This window comes from Spirillospora sp. NPDC048824 (genome assembly GCF_043198455.1).
Classification (GTDB): domain Bacteria; phylum Actinomycetota; class Actinomycetes; order Streptosporangiales; family Streptosporangiaceae; genus Spirillospora.
The window spans coordinates 221,602-238,579 of record NZ_JBICUS010000012.1 but is presented as its reverse complement, the minus strand read 5'-3'; the positions used below and the strand labels follow the sequence as shown (position 1 = coordinate 238,579).

The following is a 16,978-nucleotide window of genomic DNA, read 5'->3' as shown; positions in this document are numbered from 1 at the left end:
GGCCCGCCCTCGTCGCTCTGCTCGCAAGCTTCCGACGCTCCTCGTTCCCGCGGAAGCCCTCTCGCTCCCGGCGCGCATGCGCTCGACGCCCATGACTCCCCCGAAGACTAGGCGACCTATCCGGCGAAGGGGTACCCGGTCGGGAAGACGGCAAGCGCGTGACGTACGCGACTTAACGGGACGCAAGGTGCAGATGTGGCCAACACGGTACGTAAGGGACAACCCCTATCGGTTACAGTCCGTCATCGGCGGTATTTTGGGACGGGCTAACTAGTTCGATCGGATGGTGCCGAAGACGAGATCGATGACCGAAAGGTATGGCCCCGCCGTGCGCACTGACCCTCCGCATGAGTCAATTGGGCCGCAAAGGGCATGGAGACCCGGCAGGGTCGCGGGCACGGGCACCATCATGGAGCCAACACGTGACCTGGACCGGCGTTTGTCCAGGCTTAGGGACCCGCTGGCTGAATTGCGCCACGTGCCACGCAACGACCTGCAAGGATTGTGGACGGAGGTTGGCCGTGGCCATTGACTTCAACGCATCGAACGGGGCGACGCTCGGCGTCGAGTGGGAGATCCAGCTCGTCGATGCGGAGACCAGGCACCTGCGGCAGGACGCACGCGAGGTGCTCGCCGACCTGCCCTTCCTCAGCGAGGACGGCGACAACCCGCGCATCCGGCACGAGCTGATGGAATCGACGGTCGAGGTCGTCACCGGCATCTGCGACACCGTCGGCGAGGCCAAGGCCGACCTGGCCGGAACGCTCGCCGCCCTCCGGTCCGCCTCCGGCGAACGCGGCATCGAGCTGGCCTGTACCGGCACCCACCCGATCAGTGACTGGCGGGACGCGGTCATGGCGCCCATGCGGCGCTACGCCGAGCTCATCGAGGAGATGCAGTGGCTGGCCCGGCGCATCCAGACGTTCGGCGTTCACGTCCACGTCGGCATCTCCGACGGCGCCAAGGCGATCCCGATCGTCAACGCGCTCTCGTCCTACCTTCCGCATTTCCTCGCGCTCACCGCGTCCAGCCCGTTCTGGAGCGGCAGCGATACCGGCCTGGCATCCTGCAGGGCGGTCGTCTTCGGTCAGCTGCCGACGGCCGGTCCTCCCCACTCGTTGGACGACTGGGCGGCCTTCGAGGATTACATGGACACGCTTCTGCGTTCGGGAACGATAAGGAGCATCAAAGAGGTCTGGTGGGACATCCGCCCGCATCCCGACTTCGGGACCGTCGAGATCAGGATGTTCGACGGCATCCCCACCATGCGTGAGGTCGGCATGGCGGCGGCGCTGTGCCAGAGCCTGGTCACGCTGTTCGAACAGCAGCTCGACCGCGGCTACACCCTGCCGCGGCCGGCCGCCTGGGTGGTGCGCGACAACAAGTGGCGCGCGACCAGGTACGGGCTCGACGCCATCGTCATCACCGACGACACTGGGAACACCGCGCCGCTCCGCGACGACCTGTACGAACTGATCAGGGAGCTGGAGCCGGTGGCCGACCGGCTCGGCTGCGCCGAGGAGCTCAAGGTGGCCGGCGAGGTCCTGGAGCACGGCGCCCCGTACGAACGCCAGCGCGCGATCCGCGCCGACGGCGGGACGCTCGAGAACATCGTCGACGCGGCGATCACCGAGCTCGCGGAGGACAGGTTCGTCACACTGGGGGAGGTCGCACATGCCGGAACCTGAGGAACCGGCCGTCCCGGGGAAGCCGCGCCGCACCGCCGACCCTGAGCGCACCGTCCCCGGCCGGGACGCCGGCTCCGGACAGGGCGCGGGCCCGGAGTCCGGCCTCGAATCCGGCGCCGTCCGTGAACCCGAGGGCGGCCCTGAGGAAAAGACAGAGAAGACCACCGGGCGGAGACCCTTCGACTCCGCCGTCGCGCAGGGGGCGCAGATGACACGTCCAGGACCCGGGGTGATGCCCGGCCTTGAACCACCCGCCGCCCCGGGGCCCGTGGGCCCCGAGGGCCGGGACGAACGCGGCGCGGCTTCCGCCGCGCCCGTTTCCAAGATCGTGCCGGCCCGCGAGAACATGCCGGTGGAGGAGGATCTGGTGGTCGGCGAGGACGCGCCCGAAGGTCCGGAAGGCCCTGTCACCGGCGAGATCGTGCCGGGTCCCCCCGCCGCGGGCGCCGCCTCCGCCGGGTCCGAGGTGCTCGGCGGTGCGGTGCTGCAGCCGCAGCTCGACGCGTTCCTGTCCGGGCACGAGGACGAGCTGATCGAGTTCCGCCGCGACCTGCACATGCACCCCGAGCTCGGCTACGCCGAGCACCGCACCACCAAGAAGATCGCCGAGCGGCTCCGCGCGGCCGGGCTGGAGCCGGTGATCCTGCCGCGCGGCACCGGGCTGTTCTGCGACATCGGCCCCGCCGACGGCACCACGGTCGCGCTGCGGGCCGACATCGACGCGCTCCCCCTGGAGGACGAGAAGGGCGGCGTCCCCTACCGTTCGACGGTCCCCGGCGTCGCGCACGCGTGCGGCCACGACGTGCACACCGCGATGGTGCTGGGCGCGGGCCTGTTCCTCGCCCAGCAGGCGGAGGCGGGGCTGCTTCCCGGCCGGGTGCGGCTGCTGTTCCAGCCCGCCGAGGAGACCCCGGGCGGCGCCCTGGACGTCATGGCCGCCGGCGGCATCGCGGGTGTCGACCGCGCGTTCGCCCTGCACTGCGACCCCCGCATCGAGGTCGGCCAGCTCGGCCTGCGCACCGGCCCGATCACCGCGGCCTGCGACAAGGTGTACGTGAAGGTCACCGGTCCCGGCGGGCACACCGCCCGGCCGCACCTGACCGCCGATCTCGTGTACGCGCTCGCCAAGATCGTCACCGAGCTGCCGTCGGCGCTGTCGCGGCGCGTCGACCCGCGCTCCAGCCTGTCGCTGGTGTGGGGTCGGGTCTCGGCCGGCTCGGTCGCCAACGCCATACCCGACGACGGGATCGCCGAGGGCACCGTCCGCTGCCTCGACGACGACGCGTGGCACCGGGCCCCGGAGATGATGAAGGCGCTGCTGCAGTCGGTCGCCGCCGCCTACGACGTGGAGGCGTCCCTCGAATACGTCCGGGGCGTCCCGCCGACCGTGAACGAGGCGACCAGCGTGCAGATGTTCCGCGACGCGGCCGCGCAGGTCATGGACGAGGAGGGCGTGGTCCCGACCCCGCAGAGCCTCGGCGGTGAGGACTTCGGCTGGTACCTGGAGTCGATCCCCGGCGCGCTGGCGCGGCTCGGTGTCCGCACCCCCGGATCGTCCGGCGAGTACGACCTGCACCGCGGCGACTTCGATGTCGACGAGCGGTGCGTCGCGGTCGGCGTGCGGGTGCTCAGCGCGACCGCGCTGACCGCGCTGTGGGAGGGCGGTCGTCCCGGCGACGCCGCAACGATCGAGGGTGCCGCACTGGCGTAACCCCCCATTCGGGCGCTGACCTGTGGCGATATGCCTACGCGTTGGTAACGGACCTGTTGCGAATCAGTGCAAGCGGGAAGTTTGCCCACATTCGCGAGGTAGCGTCCGATCGATTTCGGTGGCCGGTCCGGCCGCCGACCCTGGGTGGGGAACGGAAGGAGCGCTACCTTGCGCCGTGGACTGAAGATTTCACTCGTCACCGTGACGGGTGCGGCGCTGACGTTCGCCGCTTCCGCGTGCGGTGGCAAGCAGGCGGACACCGGCGGCGGCGACGAGGGCGCCAAGAAGACCCTCAAGGTCGGTCTCGCGTTCGACATCGGCGGCCGCGGTGACCAGTCGTTCAACGACTCGGCAGCGGCCGGCCTCGACCGGGCGAAGAAGGAACTGAAGCTCGAGACCGAGGAGATCTCGGCCAAGCCCGACGAGCCCGACTCCGACAAGGAGTCGCGGCTGCGCCTGATGGCCAACCAGGGCTACAACCCGATCATCGGCGTCGGCTTCGCCTACACCACCTCGGTGGTCAAGGTCGCCAAGGACTTCCCGAACACCAAGTTCCTCGTCGTGGACGCCGACCAGTGCAAGGTCGACGGAGCCAACGTCAGCGGCGCCTGCTTCGCCGAGGAGCAGGGTTCGTTCCTCGTCGGCGCCGCCGCGGCGCTGAAGTCCGAGAGCGGCACGATCGGTTTCATCGGCGGCGTCAACGTGCCGCTGATCCACAAGTTCTTCGCCGGCTACCAGGCGGGCGCGAAGGCCGCCAAGCCGGACATCAAGATCCTTCCGGCGAAGTACCTGACGCAGCCGCCGAACTTCAACGGCTTCCAGGACACCGGCCTCGGCAACGAGGCCGCGAAGGGCCAGCTCGACCAGGGCGCGGACGTCATCTACCACGCCGCGGGCGGCGCCGGCATCGGTGTCATCAAGACCGTCGGCGCGGCCGGCAAGTGGGCGATCGGCGTCGACTCCGACCAGTACAAGCAGCCCGCGGTCGCCGGGGTGAAGGACCAGATCCTCACCTCGATGGAGAAGCACGTCGACGTCGCGGTGTACGACTTCGTGAAGAGCGTCGCCGACGGCAACGTCAAGGCCGGCACCAAGACGTACGACCTCAGCAACAACGGCGTCGGCTACGCCACGTCCGGCGGTCACGTCGATGACGTCAAGGGCAAGCTGGACGAGCTGAAGGCCAAGATCGTCAGTGGTGAGATCAAGGTCCCGACCAAGGCGTGACCCTGGCGGGGCCTGACCGTTGCGGGGCGTGACCCCGCACGGTGACGTGACCGGCCCGTTTCGTCCGGCCGTAATCGCGCACCGGGCGTCACCGAACTGATGACGCCCGGTGCGCGGCACGTTCCGTCGCACACCGGGCGTCACGTCCCACAGCACGTTCGAGGCAGGAGGAGGGGCACTCGTGCCTGACCAGGTGCCGGCCGTGCGGCTGACATCGATCACCAAGCGGTTTCCCGGGGTGGTGGCCAACCGCGACATCAACCTCACCATCGAGCACGGCGAGGTCCACGCGCTCTGCGGCGAGAACGGCGCCGGCAAGTCCACGCTGATGAAGATCCTCTACGGGATGCAGCGGCCGGATGAGGGCACCATCGAGGTCGAGGGGCAGCAGGTCTCCTTCCGGACCCCGGCCGACGCGATCGGCCGCGGCATCGGCATGGTCCACCAGCACTTCAAGCTGGCCGACAACCTGACCGTCCTGGAGAACGTGATCCTCGGCGCCGAGCCCCGCGCCAAGGGCCGGCGCTTCGGCCGCATCGACTTCGCCGCCGCCCGCGCCAAGATCACCGAGATGTCGCAGGCGTACGGGCTGCACGTCGACCCCGACGTGCTGGTCGAGAAGCTCGGCGTCGGCGAGCGGCAGCGCGTGGAGATCCTCAAGGTGCTGTACCGGGGCGCCCGCGTGCTGATCCTGGACGAGCCGACCGCGGTGCTCGTCCCGCAGGAGGTCGACGAGCTGTTCGGCAACCTGCGGGAGCTGCGCGCCGAGGGCCTGACCGTCCTGTTCATCTCCCACAAGCTCGACGAGGTGCTGACCGTCGCCGACACGATTTCGGTGATCCGGCGCGGCACCACCGTCGCGACGAGGCTGAACCCGGGCGAGGTCACCTCCCGGCGGCTGGCCGAGCTGATGGTCGGCTCGGAGCTGCCCACCCCGGAGCTGCGCGAGTCGACCGTCACCGAGGACGTCCAGCTGGAGATCGGCGCGCTGACGGTGCTGTCGCCCGAGGGCCGCTCCATCGTGGACGACGTGTCGCTGCGCATCCGCCGCGGCGAGATCGTCGGGCTGGCCGGGGTCGAGGGCAACGGGCAGACCGAGCTGATCGAGGCGATCATGGGGCTCCGGGACGCGGACGCCGGGTCGATCGTCCACGGCGGCGAGGACATCACCCACTGGACGACCCGGCGGCGCCGCGAGGCCGGGATCTCCTACATCCCCGAGGACCGGCACCGGCACGGGCTCGTCCTGGAGGGGAGCCTCTGGGAGAACCGCATGCTGGGCCACCAGACCCGGCCCCCGAACGTGCGCGGCCCGCTGGTCGACCGGCGCGGCGCCCGCCGCGACACCACCCGGATCGTCCGGGAGTACGACGTGCGGACCCCGGGCATCGAGGTGCCCGCCGCCGCGCTGTCGGGCGGCAACCAGCAGAAGCTCATCGTCGGGCGGGAGATGTCCGGCGAGCCGCGCCTGCTGATCGCCGCGCACCCGACGCGCGGCATCGACGTCGGCGCCCAGGCCGCCATCTGGGACTACCTGCGGCAGGCCCGCGCCGACGGGCTGGCCGTGCTGCTGATCAGCGCAGACCTTGAGGAACTCATCGGAATGTCCGACACCCTGCACGTGATCCTGCGGGGACGGCTCGTCGCGGAGGTCGATCCGCGGACCGTCACGCCGGAGGAGCTCGGCTCCGCGATGACCGGGGCTGGGGCCGCGTCATGACCGGCCCGAACGACGGCGACCCGAACGACGGCGAGCCGAACGACGGCGAGCCGGAGGGCCCGGCGCGGCCGGGCGACGGAACACCCGCCCCCGAGTCGCCGAAGCCGGACTCGCCGAAGGCGGAGCCGGAGCCGGAGCCGTCGGAGGCCGAGTCGTCCGGGCCCGACCTGGCGAAGCCGGGCTCCGGCGATGCACCGGACGAGCCGGACGGCGGCGCCGCGCCCAGGGAACCGGAGCCCGTGCCGGCGTGGAAGGCGATCCTGCGGGGCCTCGGCCCGACCGGGCTCGGCCTGAAGATCGGCGCGCCGGCGCTGGCGCTGCTGATCTCCCTCGGCATCACGATGATCCTGCTGCGCGTCACCGGCGCCGACCCGATCAGCTCGATCCGGAGCATGATCGATTACGGCACCACGGAACACTCGATCGTCGACATCGTGAACCGCGCCACCCGCTACTACCTGTCCGCGGTGGCGGTGGCGATCGGGTTCCGGATGGCGCTGCTGAACATCGGCGTGGACGGCCAGTACCGGCTCGCCGCGTTCCTGGCGGCCGTGCTCGGCGGGGCGGTGACCCTGCCCGCCCCGTTCGGCCAGATGCTCGTGATCGTCGCGGCGATGGCGGTCGGCGGGCTGTGGGCGGCGATCGCCGGGGTGCTGAAGGTGACCCGCGGCGTCAGCGAGGTCCTGTCGACGATCATGCTGAACGCGATCGCGACCGGCCTGATCGCCTACCTGCTGAACGACCAGCGGCTCGCGGAGCTCCGGCCGGGCAGCAACAACGTCGCGACCCCGCAGATTCCCGAGTCGGGACGGGTGGGGCCGCTGAACGGGTTCCTGTCCTCGATCGGGCTCGACCTGCCCAACCAGATGTACGGGCTGCTGCCGGTCGCGATCATCGTCGGGATCGTGTTCTGGGTCGTCATCAACTACACCAGGTTCGGGTTCGACCTGAAGGTGTCGGGGCTGTCCCCGTCCGCCGCGCAGGCCAGCGGCGTCAACGCCCGCCGCATGATCGTCTACACGATGCTGGCGTCCGGTGTGGTCGCCGGGCTGATCGGCATGCCGGAGCTGCTCGGCGCGTCCTACGAGTACTCGCTGAACTTCCCGGCGGGGCTCGGGTTCACCGGGATCACCATCGCGCTCCTCGGCCGCAACCATCCGGCCGGCATCGCACTCGCCGCGCTCCTGTTCGCGTTCCTCGACCAGACGTCCGACGTGCTCCAGGCGGTCGACGTTCCGAAGGAGATCGTCAGGGTCATGCAGGGCGTGGTCGTGCTGACCGTCGTCATCGTGTACGAGCTCGTCCGGCGCTGGGAGATCCGCATGCAGCAGCGGGCCGTCGCCGCCGAGCTGGCCACCGGCCACGACCTGGCCCGCGAGTCCACGGGGAGCCGTTCATGAGCGCCGCGACCGAGACGGTGGCCGCGAAGAAGCCCGCGAACGGCAAACGCAGGCTGCGCTGGCCGCACTACCTGCTGATCGCCTCGGGGCTGCTGGTCCTGCTGTCGCTGGTCCGCGTGATCGACGACGCGGACCCGGTGACCTCCAGCGGGACGGTCAGCGCCTCGCTCCGCCTCGCCGTGCCGATCTTCCTGGCCGGTCTCGGCGGGCTGTGGTCGGAGCGGTCCGGCATCATCAACATCGGTCTCGAGGGCATGATGATCCTCGGGACCTGGACGGGCGCGTGGGCCGGGTTCCAGTGGGGCCCGTGGATCGGGGTCCTGTTCGGCATCCTCGGCGGCGCCCTCGGCGGGTTGCTGCACGCGGTCGCGACCGTGTCGTTCGGCGTCGACCACATCGTGTCCGGTGTCGCGATCAACATCCTCGGGCTCGGCCTCACCCAGTTCCTCGCCGGGCTGATCTTCGCCACCGGCGAGGCGAAGGCCCTCGGCGGCGGCCCCCGGCAGTCCCCGCCGGTCGATCCGATCATGACGTTGACGGCGCCGGTGCTGTCCGGCGGGAAGATAGGCGGCTGGCAGAGCCCCGACTGGCTCGGGTCGCTGGAGCAGCGGCACTGGTTTCTGGCGTCGGACCTCGCGGGCATCCTGCGCGGGCTGACCAGCGACATGTCGCTGCTGACCCTCGTCGCGCTGCTGCTGGTGCCGCTCAGCTTCCTGATCCTGTGGAAGACGCCGTTCGGGCTGCGGATCCGCTCCTGCGGCGAGGACCCGTACGCCGCCGAGTCGCTCGGCGTGAACGTGTACCGGATGAAGTACGCCGCCGTGATCATCTCGGGCGGGTTCTCCGGCCTCGCCGGCGCCTTCCTGGTCACCGTCGCCGCCCCGCTGTTCCAGGACGGCCAGACCAACGGCCGGGGCTTCATCGGCCTCGCCGCCATGATCTTCGGGAACTGGCGTCCCGGCGGCCTCACCGTCGGCTCGCTGCTGTTCGGCTACACCGACGCGATGAACGTGCGCGGCGGCGGCCAGGCCGTCCACGCGCTGCTGCTGTTCGTGGCGATCCTGCTCATCGGCGTCGCGGTCTGGCAGGCCCGGCGCGCCGGGAAGCTGCGTCCCCAGGCCGCGACGGACCTGGCCCGCCGCGAGGTCCGCAACGCCTACGTCGGGGCCGTCCTGTCGCTGGCGGCGGCCGTCGGGCTGCTCGCCTGGTTCCTGCTGAGCGACGCGGTCCCCGGCGAGCTGGTCTCGTTCACGCCGCACCTGACGACGCTGCTCGTCCTGTCCCTGGCGAGCCAGCGCCTCCGCATGCCCGCCGCCAACGGGCAGCGGTACCGGCGCGGTGAGGCACGATAGCGGTATGGAGATCGACTGGCCTGCCCTGCGCGACGCCGCGCGGGAGGCGATGACACGCGCGTACTGCCCGTACTCCGGCTTCCCCGTCGGCGCCGCCGCCCTGGTGGACGACGGCCGCGTCATCACCGGATGCAACGTCGAGAACGCCTCGTACGGGATCGGGCTCTGCGCGGAGTGCGCCATCGTGTCGGCGCTGCACGGCCCCGGCAAGTCGGAGCGGCCCCGGCTGGTCGCGCTGTCGGTCGTCGACCGGCACGGGAACCCGCTGATGCCGTGCGGGCGCTGCCGCCAGCTCCTCTGGGAGCACGGCGGCGCCCCGATGCTGCTGGAGACGACGCGCGGCATCCTGCCCATGTCGGACGTCCTGCCGGACGCGTTCGGCCCCGACGACCTGATCGAACGTGCTTGAAAGGGACTTTGTGGACGCCATCGATGTCATCCGCGCCAAGCGCGACGGCGGGACGCTGACCCCCGACCAGATCGACTGGGCGGTCGACGCCTACACGCGGGGCGGTATCGCCGAGGAGCAGATGTCGGCGCTGGCGATGGCGATCCTGCTGAACGGCATGACCCGTCCCGAGGTGGCCCGCTGGACGAAGGCCATGATCCGCTCCGGTGAGCGGATGGACTGGTCGGCGCTGGACCGCCCGACCACCGACAAGCACTCCACCGGCGGCGTCGGCGACAAGATCACCCTGCCGCTGGCGCCTTTGGTGGCCGCGTGCGGCGCCGCCGTCCCGCAGCTCTCCGGTCGCGGCCTCGGCCACACCGGCGGCACCCTCGACAAGCTGGAGTCGATCCCGGGCTGGCGGGCGTCGCTGTCGAACGCGGAGATGCTGGACGTGCTGCGTTCCGCCGGGGCCGTGGTCTGCGCGGCGGGCGGCGGTCTGGCCCCCGCCGACCGCAAGCTGTACGCCCTCCGCGATGTGACGGGAACGGTCGAGTCGATCCCGCTGATCGCGTCCTCGATCATGTCGAAGAAGATCGCCGAGGGCACGGGCGCGCTCGTCCTGGACGTGAAGGTCGGCTCCGGCGCGTTCATGAAAACGGTGGAGAACGCCCGCGAACTCGCCGAGACGATGGTCGCGATCGGCACCGACCACGGCCTGCGCACCACCGCGCTGCTCACCGCCATGGACCGCCCCCTCGGCAACGCGGTCGGCAACGCCGTCGAGGTCGCCGAGTCGGTCGAGGTGCTGGCGGGCGGCGGCCCGTCCGACGTGGTCGAACTGACCCTCACCCTGGCCCGCGAGATGCTCGCCTCCGCCGGGCTGTCGTCCAAGGACCCGGCCGACGCCCTGAAGGACGGCTCCGCCATGGACGTCTGGCGGCGCATGATCACCGCCCAGGGCGGCGACCCCGATGCGCCCCTCCCGTCCGCCCGCGAGACCCACATGGTCACGGCCCCGTCCACGGGCGTTCTGACCAGCCTGGATGCCTACGGCGTCGGCGTCGCCGCCTGGCGCCTGGGCGCCGGCCGCGCCCGCAAGGAGGACCCGGTGTCGTTCGGCGCGGGCATCATCTGCCACGCCAAGCCGGGCGACACCGTCACGGCAGGCCAGCCGCTCCTCACCCTCCACACCGACGACGAGACCCGCCTGCCCCGCGCCCTGGAGTCCCTGGACGGCGCGTACGAGATCGCGGACGACGGCACCCCGTCCCTCCACCCCTTGATCATCGACCGCATCTCCTGAACCGCTCCGGGGCGGCCCCGCCGCGTGTCCGGCGCGCGGGATCGGGTCAGCCGATCTTGATGGAAGGACCGCGCATGGCAGCCTCTCCGGAGTTCGCCACCTCCGCCGCGCACCCCGCCGGTCGGCATCCGGCAGACGACTTCCACGCCGACAGCGACGCCCGCGGCCGAGGCCAAGACGGCGCGCGTGTCGGGGTCCGCGAAGATCCGCCTCACCTACTGGCCCGATCAGGACGTCCGCGCCTTCACCATCAACGCCCGCGCCGTTCCGTACTCGGCGCCCAAGCCGGGCGTCCCCGACGGGTTGCCCACCGACGCCCGCGGCATCGTGAACATCTCCCACCACTCCCCGGAGGCGGGATGGACCGTGCGGTCGGAGGCCAGGGTCGACTGCCTGGCGACGAGCCCGGGCAACGCCACCCTCACCGCCGTCGTCACCAAGGCGGACGAACCGATCAAGGACTGGATCGGCCGCCGGTTCGGCTTCACCGTCCACGACGGCGGCCCCGGTGGCAGGCATGACCGCATGGGGTTCTCCTGGTCGGTCGTCAACGGCGACCAGAACGAGGAAGGCGAATGGGGAGAAGGCAAGGTCGGCACCTGCATGGGCCCCGCGGCCTTCGCCCCGGTCACCAAGGGCGGCTACAACGTCAGGCACGCCGACCTGCTGCCTGTCCCCAAGGGCTGAGCGCCGCGCCGGTGACCTGCCGCCGTGGTCACCGCCACCGGGCAGGTCACCGGCTCCCGGCCAGGAACCCGAAGAACCCGTCCCGATGCAGGCTCCGCCGAACAGGATGAGATCCGCCGCGACCGGCCCCCGCTCGCCCGGACTCACGCGCCCGCCAGCTCACGAACGAGCACGCTGACCGCATGGTGGACGTCCCGCGCCGGTGCGATCGGCCGTGGCCGCGTGCCTGCCGGATCGCATACCCATGAAGCTCACCTCTTCTCGTGGGACGGCGCGGCCGGTAGGCCCGGGGGGACGTCCACCGACCGCGCCGCGTTCTCGGGGGCCTTCACGCCAGGTGGTGGACGACCTGTGTCCACCACCTCGGCCTTCAGCCCTTCGCTCGCGCCCTCTCGGCCTGCCGGAGCAGCGCCTTCCGCAGCAGGGGCGCCGTGGGGAACATCAGCGTCGGCTCCACCCCGGCTTTGGGGTCGTGGAGGCTGGCGACCCACTCGCCCAGCCGCCCGTCCTGCTTGACGGCCCGCCAGATCCGCCACCCGCCGAAGTCGGCCCGCAGCCGCTCCAGCTCCCGTTCGTCCACCTGCACTCGCGCAGTCATCGAGTTCCCTCTGACTCGTTCCCGCTCGCCAATTTCGTGTGACCACACTCACACGCTCGACTGCGCTTAGGAATCGACCGAGTACCACCAGCAATGCACCGCAGGCAAGATCGTCCGCACCCGCCGTCCGGGTGCAGCCCCCCGGAGGTCGTGATGCCCGCCCAATCCGAGCCCTACGACGGACCAGCCATCGTCACCTTCGCCAAGGAACTCGAGTGGCGCCGAAAGCAGGCCGGTCTCACCAAGAAGGAACTCGCTGAAAAGCTCGGTTTCGCCGACTCCTACGTCGGCCAGGTCGAGCTACGCAAGAACCTGCCATCCGAAGAATTCGCCGCCGCCCTCGACACTTACTTCAAGGTGGACGGGTTGTTCCGCCGCCTATGGGAGCGCATCAACGAGACGCGACACCTGACCATCCTGCCTCCGGGCTTCCCGGAATACCTGGGCTACGAAGAGAAGGCCAGCCACGTCCGCGTCTTCAGCACCAACCTGATCAGCGGACTCTTCCAGACCGAGGCGTACGCAGGCACGATCATCAGCCTGATGATGGGCTCCGCTACACCAAAGTTCGTCGCCGAACGCATGGAGAGGAAGTCGATCTTCGAACGAGAGAACCCTCCACACACTTTCCTCGTCATGGACGAGGACGTTATCCGCCGGAGTGTGGGAGGTACGGAGGTCATGCGTGAGCAGCTCAACTATCTGCTGGAGGTAGGGCAGCGCGAGAAGACTCAACTACAGATCGTCCCGTACGCTGTGGGATTTCATGCTGGCCTGGCAGGAAGCTTTATCATCCTAGGTTTCGAAAACGAGCCAGACGTCGCCTATACGGAGGCCTCCGCAGAGGGGATACTGCTGAAGCGGCGCGACAGGGTCGCGCTGCAAGTCGTAACGTGGGACCTGATCCAGGGTCAGACGCTCTCCACTGAGGAGTCGTTGGCCATGATCCAAGACGCGATGGAGCAGCTATGAGCACCTCGGATGTTTCGGGCACCCTGTGGCGTAAGAGCAGCCGTAGCTCACAGCATGGTGGTGAATGCGTGGAGGTCGCGGACGTCGCTCCGATGATCGCCGTGCGTGATTCCAAGGACCCGGACGGCCCTCGGCTGGCGTTCGGTGCTGCGGCGTGGCGGGTGTTCGCCGACTCTGCGAAGGCGTGCGAGTTCGACCTGGAACGCTGACCGTGGGCGATCTGGGTCGTCCGACCGGCCGTGGGTGGCCCCGCGATGGCCGACCGACAAGGTGAACGCGCTGCAGTTCGGCCCGGCGACTGCTTCGGACGTTCAGTCCGGGATTCAAAGGTGTACACCGTGTTCACTCGTGCCACTGTGTGCACTAGGGTCTGGGGCATGGAGTCGTATCCGATCAAGGAGGCCCGTAAGCGTCTCGGTGACATGCACGCCGCCGTGGTCCACGGCAGGGCGCACCCCCGCATCACCAAGAACGGTCGGGATCCAGTGGTGATGGTCACCGAGCAGGAGTGGCAGGAGTTGCAGCAGTTGCGTCGCGAGCGTGCCGCCCGGCAGGCCGACCAGGAGGCCACCCGCATCAAGCCGTACCTGGACGCCGGCCAGACCCCGCCCGGTTACGAGGTGTACGCCCGCGGGCAGGTCGCCTCGGGGGACTGGCTTGCCTGACCACCTCGTCGTCCCCCGCACACTCCGGCTCCAGATTGCCGGGATGGCGCCGCACTACCGAACAGCGATCCAGCTGGTGATCATGTCGCTGCTGAGTGATTCGGTACCGCCGGACGCCAAGCCGCTCGGAATCGAGGATCTGGAACACGCGCACTACACCGTCACTCGCGACGACGTCACCGTCTACTACCTCGTCATGGGAGACGCCGTCGTGATCAACAACGCTCATCCCGACAGCTGATCTCCCCGCACCAGCCGAGTACGGCGAGACTGTCAAGAAGGTGTCGCTGGCTTTGTGCTACTGGCGCTTCAGCACAGGCAATTCTCCGCTATCCAAGTCCTGCTGGGTGAACTCGTACACGCCGGTCTCTTCCGAGTTGTACTCAATGGAGTCACAAGCCCTCAACAGGGCACGGCCGAAGTCGGCGTAGGTGTTGGGTGCCAGCCGCTCCTGATAAGCCGTGAGCACCGCAAGAACGTCCACAAGCTTCCGCTGATCGTCGTTCGGCTGCGCCGTGTTGTGGCGACTGGCGTACTGCCCGCAGCCGTGAATCAGCAGTTCATGGTCCTCCCAGTTGCCAATGCCTTCGATTCCGACCGATATGCACATACCTGCATACTCGACATCAAGCTCGCAGGCCGGTGTCTTGTATCGGGCTCCCGCTCCGGGCTCCATAACCATTGGTTCATCGGTGCGGGTGGTGACGTGGTGAATCCGCCAACCCGCAGTGCGCAACGTATCGAGTATCAAGACGACGTCGGCACGCTGGTCTTCGTCGAGTTGGATCGTTTCGATTTCCCCAGTCCCCATGCGGGGGTCCCTCCTGCACCTCTGCGGCCTGCCGACAGCGGTCGATACTGGCAGATATGGGACAGCTATGGGACAGCTATAGGACAGCTATGGGACACTCCACGCCTCTCTGCGACGGTGCGACCCCCAACGCCCGCCACCCGACGCCACAGCCACCATGGTGGGTGGGCGCAGGAACGAACTGCCGTCAGAAGCCTTCGCCGCTCGGGAGCATGCCGATCAGGGTCTCCGCTGAGGTGGGGTCGCCGGCGAGCCGTCCGGCCTCGCGAATCTGCTCCACGTTCAAGGCGCCGGCCTTCGCCATCTGGATCGCCTCGTGAACGCCGTTTCCGTCGCCGTGCGCGAGCATGACGAAGAACCAGCGCACCGCCTGCACCGGGTCAGGTGCGGTGCCGAAGCCGTCGCGATACCAGCAGGCGGCGGCGTTCATCGCTTCCGTATGCCCGTGCTCGGCTGCCCAGACGTACCAACCCAGTGCCTCCTCGTCCCGGTCCAGCGCCGACAGCCGGTCGGCGAGCACGGCACCGGCGACGACGATCCCCTCGCGTGCGGCGGCCTCGAACAGCTGCAGGGACTCGTCGGTGTCGTCGACCAGCAGGGCGAGGTTGAACCTGCCGTAGGCGTCCCCGCCCTCGGCGGCCGCCCGGAACAGCGCGGCGGCACGCTCCCGGTCCTCTTCGACGCCGAGGCCTTTCACCAGCATGTGCCCGTAGGTGCGCTGCCCGGCCGGGAGCCCGGCCTCGGCCGCTACGCGGGCGTACGCTGCGGCCGCAGGCAGGGCCGACTCGTCGAAATACTCCAGGTAGATCCCGGCGAGAAGCGCGGCGGCCTCCGCCGACCCGCCGTCCGCCAGCGGGACAAGTTCGGCGGTCACCCGGGCCGCGAGTTCGGCGCCCTCCGCACTGCCCTCCATCGCGGCCCGCACAAAGGCGTGCCCGGCGGCCACCCAGTCCCCGGCCTCGGCGGCCTTCCGCCCGTCGTCCAGATGCATGCAGGGACTCTAGGACATGGCCTGGTGGACTGTGGGTGGAGCCGTAACCGGCTCCCCGCCCCCGCATGTCCGCACACGACCTCGGTCGGACGTCCGCCACCACCGGTTTCACCGACGCCTTTTGGCAAGGCGGGGGAGTAGGCGCAGGGCGTTGTCCCGGGCGATGGCCGGGTGTGCGCGATGGTCGAGGTTCGGGTCGCGGTCGAGAGCCGCGGTGTTGAGGGTCACCTCGCGGGCGGAGTTGGCGGGCCAGTCGGTGCCGAACAGCACGCGGTCGGCGCCGGCCGCGCCGAGCAGCGTCGGGGTGGCGTACGGGGACATCGGCAGCGCCGTGTCGTAGTAGAAGCGCCGCAGCGCCCGCCGGATCTTCGCCGGGGCGGGCCCGTCGTCCTCCCTGCCCCAGCGTTCGGCGCGGCCGGCCATGTACGGCAGGAACCCGCCCCCGTGGGACAAGATGATCGACAGCCGGTGGTAGCGGTCCAGGGCCCCGGTGGCGATCAGGCTGAGCGCGGTGCGGGTGGTGTCGAGCAGGAAGTCGCCGAGCCAGCCTCCGACCTCGGGCACCTCGACGATCCCCTTGGGCGAGAACGGATGGGTGAACGCGACGGCGCCGCGGCGGTCGAGTTCGGCGAGCAGCGGAGCGAACACCGGGTCGCCGAGGTAGCGCCCGCCGGCCGAGGTGGTCAGCAGGACCCCGTCGGCGCCCACTGGGCGAGCACCTCTTCGGCGGGTTCACCGAGGCCGACCGCAGCCACCTCGTCGATCTGCTGCGCCGCCTGACCGAGAGCACCGCACTGCCCCGGCCCGACGCCCCTCAGCCGCGCTGATCCCCCGGCCGATCCGGAAGCCGCCCGGGGAGAGCTTGGGGGATCACACTTCGTCCGGCGGCGGGGGCACCTGCCGTCGCTGGTCAGGGGTCAGATGCTGGTAGACCGTCGTACCGCTCATGCCGAGGATGGCGGCGATGCCGGAGACGGTGTGCAGGCGTTCGCCGCCCCTCCCGCGCTCCTCGAACAGCCGGCGGACCTGCGCGGCGGCGATCTGTGACTCCTTGACGTCGAGGTATGAGCCGCTCTTCGGCCTGTACAGCAACACCACACCGAGAGCCGAGGCGGCCAACGCGACGAGGTACGAGACCAGACCCTCCGGGCCATGCGCCCAGGACCACTGCGAGGCGCCCGACACCACGGCCGCCCACAGCATCGCCGTCCTGGCCTCGCGTCCACCGGCGGCGACCCAGATGAGAATCGCCCCGTAAATGATCGCGGCGAAGGGAGTCCTGGTCTCTGCCAAAGGTCCTGATTGACCTTCGCCTGAGAACTCCACGAAACCGTAGGCAATGGTCGACAGAAAGAGAAAGGCGACGGCCGCCTTGAACACGCCCGGCCTTCGTACGCCGCGGCCGGGACTCGACATGTCGGGCTGACCCGCGTTGTGAGAGGAACCGGTCACGAAGCCCCCT

The 16,978-nt window shown here is 69.9% G+C and carries 18 protein-coding genes; 13 read left to right on the top strand and 5 right to left on the bottom strand.

Going from position 1 to position 16,978, the window contains the following annotated elements:
• The first annotated feature begins 521 nt into the window (after positions 1-521).
• The 9 genes from ACGFIS_RS24330 to ACGFIS_RS24290 all read left to right on the top strand — a co-directional run bounded on the left by ACGFIS_RS24330 (position 522) and on the right by ACGFIS_RS24290 (position 11,479).
• Positions 522-1,688, top strand: coding sequence for a glutamate--cysteine ligase (locus ACGFIS_RS24330; RefSeq protein ID WP_392912381.1), 1,167 nt, complete (start codon positions 522-524; stop codon positions 1,686-1,688).
• Between the two features lie 346 nt (positions 1,689-2,034).
• Complete coding sequence (locus ACGFIS_RS24325) at positions 2,035-3,399, top strand: M20 family metallopeptidase (protein WP_392912415.1); 1,365 nt, start codon at positions 2,035-2,037, stop codon at positions 3,397-3,399.
• 168 nt (positions 3,400-3,567) lie between these two features.
• On the top strand, positions 3,568-4,626 hold the full coding sequence (locus ACGFIS_RS24320) for a BMP family protein (RefSeq protein WP_392912379.1): 1,059 nt from the start codon (positions 3,568-3,570) through the stop codon (positions 4,624-4,626).
• Positions 4,627-4,807: 181 nt separating this feature from the next.
• A complete protein-coding gene (locus tag ACGFIS_RS24315) occupies positions 4,808-6,346 on the top strand; it encodes an ABC transporter ATP-binding protein (protein ID WP_392912377.1) in 1,539 nt (512 codons plus the stop codon).
• Positions 6,343-7,746 (top strand): ABC transporter permease, encoded by a 1,404-nt coding sequence (locus tag ACGFIS_RS24310; protein WP_392972582.1) that lies wholly within the window; start codon positions 6,343-6,345, stop codon positions 7,744-7,746. Before ACGFIS_RS24315 ends, ACGFIS_RS24310 begins: the two co-directional genes overlap by 4 nt.
• The gene (locus ACGFIS_RS24305; protein ID WP_392912373.1) at positions 7,743-9,098 is read left to right on the top strand and encodes an ABC transporter permease; all 1,356 of its coding nucleotides are present in this window, start codon (positions 7,743-7,745) and stop codon (positions 9,096-9,098) included. The genes ACGFIS_RS24310 and ACGFIS_RS24305 overlap by 4 nt, the downstream gene beginning before the upstream one ends.
• A gap of 4 nt (positions 9,099-9,102) precedes the next feature.
• Entirely contained in the window at positions 9,103-9,507 is a 405-nt protein-coding gene (locus ACGFIS_RS24300) for a cytidine deaminase (protein WP_392912371.1), read from the top strand.
• A gap of 10 nt (positions 9,508-9,517) precedes the next feature.
• Positions 9,518-10,792, top strand: a complete 1,275-nt coding sequence (locus ACGFIS_RS24295) for a thymidine phosphorylase (RefSeq protein ID WP_392972580.1) — start codon at positions 9,518-9,520, stop codon at positions 10,790-10,792.
• A 186-nt stretch (positions 10,793-10,978) separates the two neighbouring features.
• The gene (locus ACGFIS_RS24290) at positions 10,979-11,479 is read left to right on the top strand and encodes a hypothetical protein (RefSeq protein WP_392972578.1); all 501 of its coding nucleotides are present in this window, start codon (positions 10,979-10,981) and stop codon (positions 11,477-11,479) included.
• A gap of 370 nt (positions 11,480-11,849) precedes the next feature.
• On the opposite strand, the gene ACGFIS_RS24285 is transcribed toward ACGFIS_RS24290, so the two are convergent.
• On the bottom strand, positions 11,850-12,077 hold the full coding sequence (locus ACGFIS_RS24285) for a hypothetical protein (RefSeq protein WP_392912360.1): 228 nt from the start codon (positions 12,075-12,077) through the stop codon (positions 11,850-11,852).
• A 153-nt stretch (positions 12,078-12,230) separates the two neighbouring features.
• On the opposite strand from ACGFIS_RS24285, the gene ACGFIS_RS24280 reads away from it, so the two are divergent.
• The 4 genes from ACGFIS_RS24280 to ACGFIS_RS24265 all read left to right on the top strand — a co-directional run bounded on the left by ACGFIS_RS24280 (position 12,231) and on the right by ACGFIS_RS24265 (position 13,955).
• Complete coding sequence (locus tag ACGFIS_RS24280) at positions 12,231-13,049, top strand: Scr1 family TA system antitoxin-like transcriptional regulator (protein ID WP_392972576.1); 819 nt, start codon at positions 12,231-12,233, stop codon at positions 13,047-13,049.
• Positions 13,046-13,258: a DUF397 domain-containing protein gene (locus tag ACGFIS_RS24275; RefSeq protein ID WP_392972574.1), complete on the top strand. Its 213-nt coding sequence runs from the start codon at positions 13,046-13,048 to the stop codon at positions 13,256-13,258. Before ACGFIS_RS24280 ends, ACGFIS_RS24275 begins: the two co-directional genes overlap by 4 nt.
• A gap of 168 nt (positions 13,259-13,426) precedes the next feature.
• Positions 13,427-13,714, top strand: a complete 288-nt coding sequence (locus tag ACGFIS_RS24270) for a type II toxin-antitoxin system Phd/YefM family antitoxin (protein WP_392912354.1) — start codon at positions 13,427-13,429, stop codon at positions 13,712-13,714.
• 43 nt (positions 13,715-13,757) lie between these two features.
• On the top strand, positions 13,758-13,955 hold the full coding sequence (locus ACGFIS_RS24265; protein WP_392972572.1) for a hypothetical protein: 198 nt from the start codon (positions 13,758-13,760) through the stop codon (positions 13,953-13,955).
• A gap of 57 nt (positions 13,956-14,012) precedes the next feature.
• Here ACGFIS_RS24265 and ACGFIS_RS24260 read toward each other — a convergent pair whose 3' ends face one another.
• The 4 genes from ACGFIS_RS24260 to ACGFIS_RS24245 all read right to left on the bottom strand — a co-directional run bounded on the left by ACGFIS_RS24260 (position 14,013) and on the right by ACGFIS_RS24245 (position 16,896).
• Positions 14,013-14,525, bottom strand: coding sequence for a hypothetical protein (locus ACGFIS_RS24260; RefSeq protein ID WP_392912350.1), 513 nt, complete (start codon positions 14,523-14,525; stop codon positions 14,013-14,015).
• Between the two features lie 187 nt (positions 14,526-14,712).
• The gene (locus tag ACGFIS_RS24255; protein ID WP_392972570.1) at positions 14,713-15,516 is read right to left on the bottom strand and encodes a tetratricopeptide repeat protein; all 804 of its coding nucleotides are present in this window, start codon (positions 15,514-15,516) and stop codon (positions 14,713-14,715) included.
• Positions 15,517-15,624: 108 nt separating this feature from the next.
• A complete protein-coding gene (locus ACGFIS_RS24250; protein WP_392972568.1) occupies positions 15,625-16,224 on the bottom strand; it encodes an amidohydrolase family protein in 600 nt (199 codons plus the stop codon).
• 162 nt (positions 16,225-16,386) lie between these two features.
• Positions 16,387-16,896 (bottom strand): hypothetical protein, encoded by a 510-nt coding sequence (locus ACGFIS_RS24245; protein ID WP_392912344.1) that lies wholly within the window; start codon positions 16,894-16,896, stop codon positions 16,387-16,389.
• Positions 16,897-16,978: the final 82 nt, after the last annotated feature.